This is a genomic window from Methylobacterium sp., assembly GCF_019750675.1.
Classification (GTDB): domain Bacteria; phylum Pseudomonadota; class Alphaproteobacteria; order Rhizobiales; family Beijerinckiaceae; genus Methylobacterium.
In genome coordinates this window covers 1-7769 of record NZ_JAIEOF010000125.1, presented here as the reverse complement: position 1 = coordinate 7769, position 7769 = coordinate 1, and the positions used below count along the sequence as shown (strand labels likewise).

Below are 7769 nucleotides of genomic sequence, written 5' to 3'. Positions count from 1 at the left end.
GCTTCCTGCCGCGCACCATCGACGAGGACCAGTGGCAGACCGCCGACCGGGCCATGTCCTGGCTCTGGCAGGAATACGGCGCTAAGCGCTTCGCCAAGAAAGGCATCCCGGCCCGGCCGGAACGCCAGGAGGGCGTGAAGCCCCGGGTGAACCTGATCGGGCCCGCCTACGGCACCTTCAACATGCCGTCCGATCTCGCCGAGATCCGCCGCCTGGTCGAGGGCATCGGCGCCGAGGTGAACCTCGTATTCCCCCTCGGCTCGCATCTGGCCGACGTGCCGGCGCTCGTGAACGCGGACGCCAACATCTGCCTCTACCGCGAGTTCGGCCGCCTGCTCTGCGAGGCCCTGGAGCGTCCCTACTTCCAGGCCCCCATCGGCATCCATTCGACTTGCGCGTTCCTGCGGGCGCTGGGCGAAGCGCTGGGCCTCGATCCCGAGCCGTTCATCGAGCGCGAGAAGCACACCACCATCAAGCCGGTCTGGGATCTCTGGCGCTCGGTGACGCAGGATTTCTTCGGCACCGCGAGCTTCGGCATCGTGGCCTCCGAGACCTACGCGCGGGGCGTCCGGCACTTCCTCGAGGACGAGATGGGCCTGCCCTGCCATTTTGCGGAGTCCCGCAAGGCCGGCGCCAAGACCGACAACGCCGCCATCCGCGAGATGATCGCCAAGAACCCGCCGCTGGTGCTGTTCGGCTCGTTCAACGAGCGGATGTACGCGGCCGAGTGCGGCGCCCGCGCGGTGTTCGTGCCGGCTTCCTTCCCGGGCGCCATCATCCGGCGGCACACGGGCACGCCCTTCATGGGGTTCTCCGGGGCGACCTACCTCGTCCAGGAGGTCTGCAACGCGCTCTTCGACATGCTCTTCCACATCCTGCCGCTCGCCCGCGACATGGACAAGGTCGAGGCGACCCCGGCCCGGCTCCACCGCGAGCTGCCCTGGGACGAGGCGGCGCGCGCGCGCCTCGACGAACTCGTCGAGGCGCATCCGGTGCTGGTGCGGATCTCGGCCGCCAAGCGCCTGCGCGATGCCGCCGAGCGGGCGGCGCGCCAGGCCGGCGCGGGCCGGGTCGTCCCGGACCATGTCGAGCGCGCCCGCGCCGAGGCGAGCCTCGGAGCCGCCGCATGAGCGCCGGCCACCATTCCCTTTCCGGCTGGAGCGGCGCGGCGCCGTCCAGCCGGTCGATGCCGACCCCGCGCGTCCTCGCAAGGACGCGTCCCGCCGCGGAACGCCAGGAGAGAGATCCCATGCAACGTTCGCTGAATCCGGTGTCGCGCCTGCATCAGGACGAGGTCCAGGCCCGCATCCTCCTGGCCACGACCTACCCGTTCTTCCTCGCCGCCGCCGTGGTGCAGCGCGTGCTGCCGCAGGCGCGCAGCGCCGTCGCCCAGCCGCGCCGCTCGGTCTTCGCCGAGGCGCGGGCCATGGCCGTCTCGGCGATCCCCTTCGTCTTCATGGGGTGATGCCCCCCGGAGCGGTCCGCTCGCGCGGCGCCGCTCCCACCCGTTTGCCCCTCGGGCCGAGGCGTCACGCCCGGCCCCCGATCGACCTCCCGTCCGAACAGGCGGGAAGGACCGCCTCGATCCGCGCCGCGCGGCCCGAGGCGCACCCCGCCGTCTCCCGATCCGCGGGCGCGGCCAGTCACAGCGGAGGTTTGAACCGATGGCCAATGGCATTGTCGAGAAACCGAGCAGCCTGTCCGGGCTGACGGAACCGGAAGCCAAGGAGTTCCACGCGATCTTCTTGACGAGCTTCATCATCTTCACGGCGATCGCCGTGGTCGCCCACATCCTCGTGTGGCTGTGGCGCCCGTGGCTGCCCGGACCGAAGGGCTACGCCGCCCTCGAGACGGCGGCCCAGGGCGTCGTCTCCCTGCTCTCCTGAGAAGGACCCTCATCATGCACAAGGTCTGGCTTCTCTTCGATCCGCGCCGCACCCTCGTGGCGCTCTTCACCTTCCTGTTCGTCCTGGCGCTGCTGATCCACTTCATCCTGCTCAGCACCGACCGGTTCAACTGGCTGGAAGGCCCCAAGGCGCCGCGCGCGGCCAACGCGCAGACGCTGGTTCTGCCGACGATGCCCGCCTGACCGGGCCGGCATCCAGAGCAGAATACCCCGAACACGGATGATCGGCGGGCTGGCCACGAGCCACCCGTCGACCATCGCCAAAGAGCGTGGTGGGCCTGGGAGGTCGCGATGGCGATGCTGAGCTTCGAACGAAAATACCGCATCCGCGGCGGCACCCTGGTCGGCGGAGACCTGTTCGATTTCTGGGTCGGGCCGTTCTACGTCGGCTTCTTCGGCGTCACGACGCTGTTCTTCTCGGTGCTGGGCACCGCCCTGATCATCTACGGCGCGGCGCTGGGGCCGACCTGGAACATCTGGCAGATCAACATCGCGCCGCCCGACCTCAAGTACGGGCTGGCGCTGGCCCCCCTCCAGGAGGGCGGCCTCTGGCAGATCATCACCTTCTGCGCGGTGGGCGCGTTCTGTTCCTGGGCCCTGCGCGAGGTCGAGATCTGCCGCAAGCTCGGCATCGGCTACCACGTGCCCTTCGCCTTCTCAGTGGCGATCCTGGCCTACGTCACCCTGGTGGTGGTGCGGCCCCTCCTGATGGGCGCCTGGGGCCACGGCTTCCCGTACGGCATCCTGTCCCACCTCGATTGGGTCTCGAACACCGGCTACCAGTACCTGCACTTCCACTACAATCCGGCGCACATGCTGGCGGTGACGTTCTTCTTCACCACGACGCTGGCGCTCTCGCTGCACGGCTCGCTGATCCTGTCCTCCACCAATCCGGGCAAGGGCGAGGTGGTGAAGACGCCCGAGCACGAGGACACGTTCTTCCGCGACACCATCGGCTACTCGATCGGCACCCTGGGCATCCACCGGCTCGGCCTGTTCCTGGCGCTCTCGGCGGGCTTCTGGAGCGCGGTCTGCATCGTCATCAGCGGCCCGATCTGGACCCGCGGCTGGCCCGAGTGGTGGGGCTGGTGGCTCAATCTCCCGGTCTGGCGCTGATCTCGATAAAGGGAGGCTCGTGATACCATGGCCTACTACCAGAACATCTTCTCCGAAGTGCAGGTCCGCCCGATCGCGCCGGACCTCGGCATCCCGGTGGATTCCAACAAGCGCTGGGGCACGCCGTTCAACTCCTACCTGTTCGGCCTCATCGGCAACGCCCAGGTCGGCCCGATCTACATCGGCTATCTCGGGGCGCTCTCCTTCGCCTGCGGGCTGATCGCCTTCGAGATCATCGGCCTCAACATGTGGGCCTCCGTGAACTGGGACCCCGTCCAGTTCGTGCGCCAGCTGCCCTGGCTGGCCCTCGAGCCGCCGCGCCCGCAATACGGCTTGCGGGTCCTGCCGCCGCTGGCCGAGGGCGGCTGGTGGCTGATCGCCGGCTTCTTCCTCACCGCCTCGGTGCTGCTCTGGTGGCTGCGCCTGTTCCGCCGGGCCAAGGCGCTGGGCCTGGGCTACCACGTGCCCTGGGCCTTCGCCTCCGCGATCTGGCTGTTTCTGGTGCTGGGCTTCATCCGCCCCGTGCTGATGGGCTCCTGGTCGGAGGCGGTGCCCTTCGGCATCTTCCCCCACCTCGACTGGACCGCCGCCTTCTCGCTCCGCTACGGCAACCTGTTCTACAACCCGTTCCACATGCTCTCGATCGTCTTCCTGTACGGGTCGACGCTGCTCTTCGCGATGCACGGCGGCACCATCCTGGCGGTGAGCCGCTTCGGCGGCGAGCGTGAGATCGACCAGATCGTCGATCGCGGCACCGCCACGGAACGCGCGGCCCTGTTCTGGCGCTGGACCATGGGCTTCAACGCCACCATGGAATCGATCCACCGCTGGGCCTGGTGGTTCGCGGTCCTGACCACGCTCACCGGCGGCATCGGCATCCTGCTCACCGGCACGGTGGTCGACAACTGGTACCTCTGGGCGGTCAAGCACGGCGTCGCCCCGGCCTACCCGCAGGTCTACCCGCCCGTGATCGATCCGCTCGCCACCTCTGCCACCACCATTCCCGGGGGAGCTCCATGAAGATCTTCTTCACCGTCCTTGGAGCCGCCGTCGCCTTCTTCCTCACGGTGGCGATGATCGGGTTGACCGACTGGGACCGGCCGCCCCTGGCGGTCCAGCAGAACGGCTATCGCGGCACCGCGATGGCGCAGGTCCACACCCGCGACGCGGTGGCGGAGAAGAAGGAGGCCAACCTGGCGCCCGCACCCGCCGACCCGGCCGAACCCGGCGAGGATCTCGCCGGCACCACCTACGAGAACGTCCAGGTCCTCAAGAACGTCAGCGTCAACGAGTTCAACCGCCTGATGGTCTCGATGACCGAGTGGGTCAGCCCCGAGCAGGGCTGCACCTACTGCCACAACACCGAGAACATGGCCGACGACAGCCTCTACCAGAAGAAGGTCGCCCGCCGGATGCTCCAGATGACGCAACATCTCAACAGCGAGTGGAAGGACAACCACACGGGCGGCGCCGGTGTCACCTGCTACACCTGCCACCGGGGCCAGCCGGTGCCGGCCAACATCTGGTTCACCGATCCGGGCCCGAACCGCCCCGGCGGCTTCACGGCCCGCAACAACGGCCAGAACCTCGCCAAGAGTTCGGTCGGCCTCGCCTCGCTGCCCTACGACACCCTGACCGAGTATCTGGCCGACAAGACCATCGACAACAACGTCATCCGGGTGAACTCGACCACGGCCCTGCCCACCACCAAGGGCAAGCCGATCCAGGACGCGGAGAAGACCTACGGCCTCATGATCCACATGTCGGAGGGCTTAGGGGTCAACTGCACCTTCTGCCACAACACCCGGGCGATCTCGAACTGGTCGCAGAGTACGCCGCAGCGGACCACCGCCTGGCACGGCATCCGGATGGTGCGGGACATCAACGGCAACTACATGGAGCCGCTGACCTCGACCTTCCCGCCCAACCGCCTCGGGGCGCTCGGCGACGTGCCGAAGGTGAACTGCACCACCTGCCACAACGGACAGAACAAGCCCCTCAACGGCGCCCACGTGGTGGACGCCTATCCGGAACTGGCCAAGTCCACCGAAACCGCCAGCGCGAACCCGCCCGCCATGCCGGCGAACCCGCCCACCATGCCGGCGACCCCGGCGCAACCGGCGCCCGCCCCGCAATAACGGCCCGGGGCGCGGGCGAGACGACAGAGGCCGCCCGGGCAACCGGACGGCCACTTTTCACTTGTCCGCTTCGCGGAGGGCGGCTCTACGCGGAAACCCCGGCGGCGCGTCCAACGCATCCGCCCATCCAAGCCATCGACCGGCTCTCCTCCCCCTTGTGGGACGGCGTCGGCAATGAGGCCGGCTATGCCAGCCTCGCCTGCCCGAGGGTGACCCGGCCCCCCTCATTCCTTGGGTCGGAGCCCGTTCATCTTGAACGCGCAGGGCTGCGGAGGGTGGTTTTTCAGCCGATCCGCTTTCAGTCGAAAGTTCGAGCTTCCCGGTCGTCGCTATCGGTCGTTCTGCGATTGAGAATGTCGTCTCTCGGCATTCGGCTGGCGAGCGCATCGATGGCAAGGCGTGACCGCAACGGCAGATACCGGGTCGCGGGCCAGACCGCGTAGCAATCCATGGTCGCGTAGGGTCGCTCCGCCCAGAGCTGGACGAGTTCGCCTGCCTGGAGGCTGTCGCGGATCAGCCAATGCTGGAGCCAGCAGAGGCCGAGCCCCGCCTTGGCGGCGCTCAGGATGACCTCGACGTCGTCGAACTGCAGCCTGGCCTGGGGAGAGACCGGGACGAGGATGCCGCTGGCATCCGGCAGGCGCCAGACGTAGCCGCGATCGCCGCGCGCGTAGGCCAGTGTGTCGTGGCCCGCGAGATCCGCGAGTTTGTCCGGGCGTCCACGCGTCTCGAGATAGGACGGGGAGGCGCACAGCACCATGCGTTCCGTCACTAGCCGCCGGGCCCGCAGGGAACTGCTGTTCCCGAGGGCTCCGAAGCGCAATCCAAGATCGAAGCCTTCGGCGATCAGGTCGATGACCCGGTCGCTGAAGTTCAGGTCGAGTTCCAGCTTCGGATGCGCCTTGGCGTAGTCGAGGAGGATCGGCGCCGCGCAGCGCCGGCCGAAGAGGACCGGCATTGAGATCCGCAATCGCCCCCCGACCTCCTGGCGGCCCGATTCGAGGAGCGCTTCGGCGCTCCGCAACTCCTCTACTGCCCGCAGGCAATGTTCGTAGAATTGCTGCCCCGCTTCGGTCAGGCTTTGCGTTCGTGTGGTCCGCTGGAACAGGAGCACGCCGAGCCGGCCTTCGAGCCGGGCTACGGCCTTTCCGACGGCGGATCGCGACAGGGACAGCCGGTCTGCCGCCCGCGCGAACCCCCCTGCCTCGACCGCTTCCACGAAGATCTGCACGCCGTCGAATTTGTCCCGCATCGATGATCCCGTCGTGTCGCGTTCGCTTCGCGGATTGTAGCGTATCGGGAAACAAAGAAGCGAATTGATCGGCCTAATGCCGACCGAAGATCTACGCTAGAGAAGCCTTCGGCGCACAGCGCAGCCTGGACAGGACCCGAACGGCCTCATGGGCGACCGGCGGCGTCGTCTGCCCCACGGCACGGCTCGATAGAGAAGGTCTTCAAAAATGAGCGGGAAAGTTGTCGTCGTAACCGGCGCGAGCAGTGGTTTCTGGAAACTCACGGTCTTGGAACTCGCAAGGCGCGGTCATACCGTGATCGCCACCATGCGCGATGTCGACGGGAGAAACAGTCAGGTCCGGAACGAACTGGTCGGAGCCGCGAAGGCGGAAGGAAATTCACTCCAGGTTCTCGAGATGGATGTGGCCGGCGACGCATCGGTCCAGGCCGCCATCGACCACGTCATCGCCCAGCACGGCAAGATCGATGTCTTGGTCAACAATGCCGGCCTGATGCCTATCGGGGTAACGGAAGCCTACACGACTGCCGATGTCGAGCGGCTGTTCGCGGTCAACTTCTTCGGGGCCGTCCGTACCGACCGTGCCGTCCTGCCGCACATGCGTGCCGCCGGCGAAGGCCTTCTCGTGCAAGTCACGTCGCTGATGGGGCGGTTCATCATTCCCTTCTTCGGCGTCTACTCGGCGAGCAAGTTCGCCCTGGAGGCGCTGGCGGAGTCCTATCGGTACGAATTGAGCAGCTTCGGAATCGATTCGGTCATCGTCGAGCCAGGTCCGTTCCCAAGCAACCTCATCTCGTCCAGCCCCCAGCCGTCCGATACGGGGGTGCTGACCTCCTACGGCGAGGTCGCATCGATACCGGGCCAGATCAAAGACAACGCCGATCGATCCCACGCTTCCGCCCATCCCCCCCGACCGCAGTTCGTCGCCGATGCCATCGCTCGGCTGGTCGAGGCCAAGGAACGACGTCCCCTGCGCACGGTCGTGATGCCGGAGGGCCTGGATTACGGCGTCGCGCGCATCAACGAGGCCGTGGCCCCCGTCCAGAACGACATCCTGAAGGCGATGGGCATGTCGCACATGATCTGAGACGCCCTGCGGCGGGTCGAAGGGCCCGCCGCCGAATTCGCACCATGGTGTGCGTTCGACGATCGCATTGGCCCGAGGAACGCGATCACGCCCGTCGCTGCATTGGGCGATCCTGTCTTGCTCTCCGAAATGCCTCGAAGGTTTCCGGCGTCGATCGTTGCCGCATCGGGTCGGGTACCATCGGGGTTAGTGCCCCTCGGCGGGGATGAGGGCGTGCTGCCCCTCGACCGAGCGTTCGGTGAGATGGTGGAGGACGCATCGGCCCGATGA

9 protein-coding genes are annotated in these 7769 nt (G+C 67.4%); 8 read left to right on the top strand and 1 reads right to left on the bottom strand.

The features are described from left to right. From bchZ to pufC, 7 genes are all read left to right on the top strand, one after another. On the top strand, positions 1-1130 hold a 1130-nt coding region (gene bchZ / locus K2X24_RS06505; RefSeq protein ID WP_292495885.1), incomplete at its 5' end, for a chlorophyllide a reductase subunit Z. A gap of 119 nt (positions 1131-1249) precedes the next feature. Continuing rightward, complete coding sequence (locus tag K2X24_RS06500; RefSeq protein WP_238278139.1) at positions 1250-1465, top strand: hypothetical protein; 216 nt, start codon at positions 1250-1252, stop codon at positions 1463-1465. A 199-nt stretch (positions 1466-1664) separates the two neighbouring features. Next, a complete protein-coding gene (pufB, locus tag K2X24_RS06495; RefSeq protein ID WP_055956020.1) occupies positions 1665-1886 on the top strand; it encodes a light-harvesting antenna LH1, beta subunit in 222 nt (73 codons plus the stop codon). 14 nt (positions 1887-1900) lie between these two features. Further along, complete coding sequence (pufA, locus tag K2X24_RS06490; protein WP_238278141.1) at positions 1901-2089, top strand: light-harvesting antenna LH1, alpha subunit; 189 nt, start codon at positions 1901-1903, stop codon at positions 2087-2089. A 108-nt stretch (positions 2090-2197) separates the two neighbouring features. Further along, positions 2198-3022, top strand: a complete 825-nt coding sequence (gene pufL / locus K2X24_RS06485) for a photosynthetic reaction center subunit L (RefSeq protein ID WP_292495875.1) — start codon at positions 2198-2200, stop codon at positions 3020-3022. A 27-nt stretch (positions 3023-3049) separates the two neighbouring features. After that, the gene (pufM, locus tag K2X24_RS06480; RefSeq protein WP_292495872.1) at positions 3050-4042 is read left to right on the top strand and encodes a photosynthetic reaction center subunit M; all 993 of its coding nucleotides are present in this window, start codon (positions 3050-3052) and stop codon (positions 4040-4042) included. Further along, positions 4039-5160 (top strand): photosynthetic reaction center cytochrome PufC, encoded by a 1122-nt coding sequence (pufC, locus tag K2X24_RS06475; RefSeq protein ID WP_292495870.1) that lies wholly within the window; start codon positions 4039-4041, stop codon positions 5158-5160. Before pufM ends, pufC begins: the two co-directional genes overlap by 4 nt. 298 nt (positions 5161-5458) lie before the next feature. Here the strand turns inward: pufC and K2X24_RS06470 are convergent, their stop codons facing one another. Continuing rightward, positions 5459-6412 (bottom strand): LysR family transcriptional regulator, encoded by a 954-nt coding sequence (locus K2X24_RS06470; protein ID WP_292495868.1) that lies wholly within the window; start codon positions 6410-6412, stop codon positions 5459-5461. Between the two features lie 208 nt (positions 6413-6620). Between K2X24_RS06470 and K2X24_RS06465 the strand changes: the two genes are divergently transcribed. Continuing rightward, positions 6621-7499 carry an SDR family oxidoreductase gene (locus K2X24_RS06465; protein ID WP_292495867.1) on the top strand — a complete coding sequence of 293 codons (879 nt, stop codon included), beginning with the start codon at positions 6621-6623 and terminating at the stop codon, positions 7497-7499. The last annotated feature ends 270 nt before the right edge of the window (positions 7500-7769 follow it).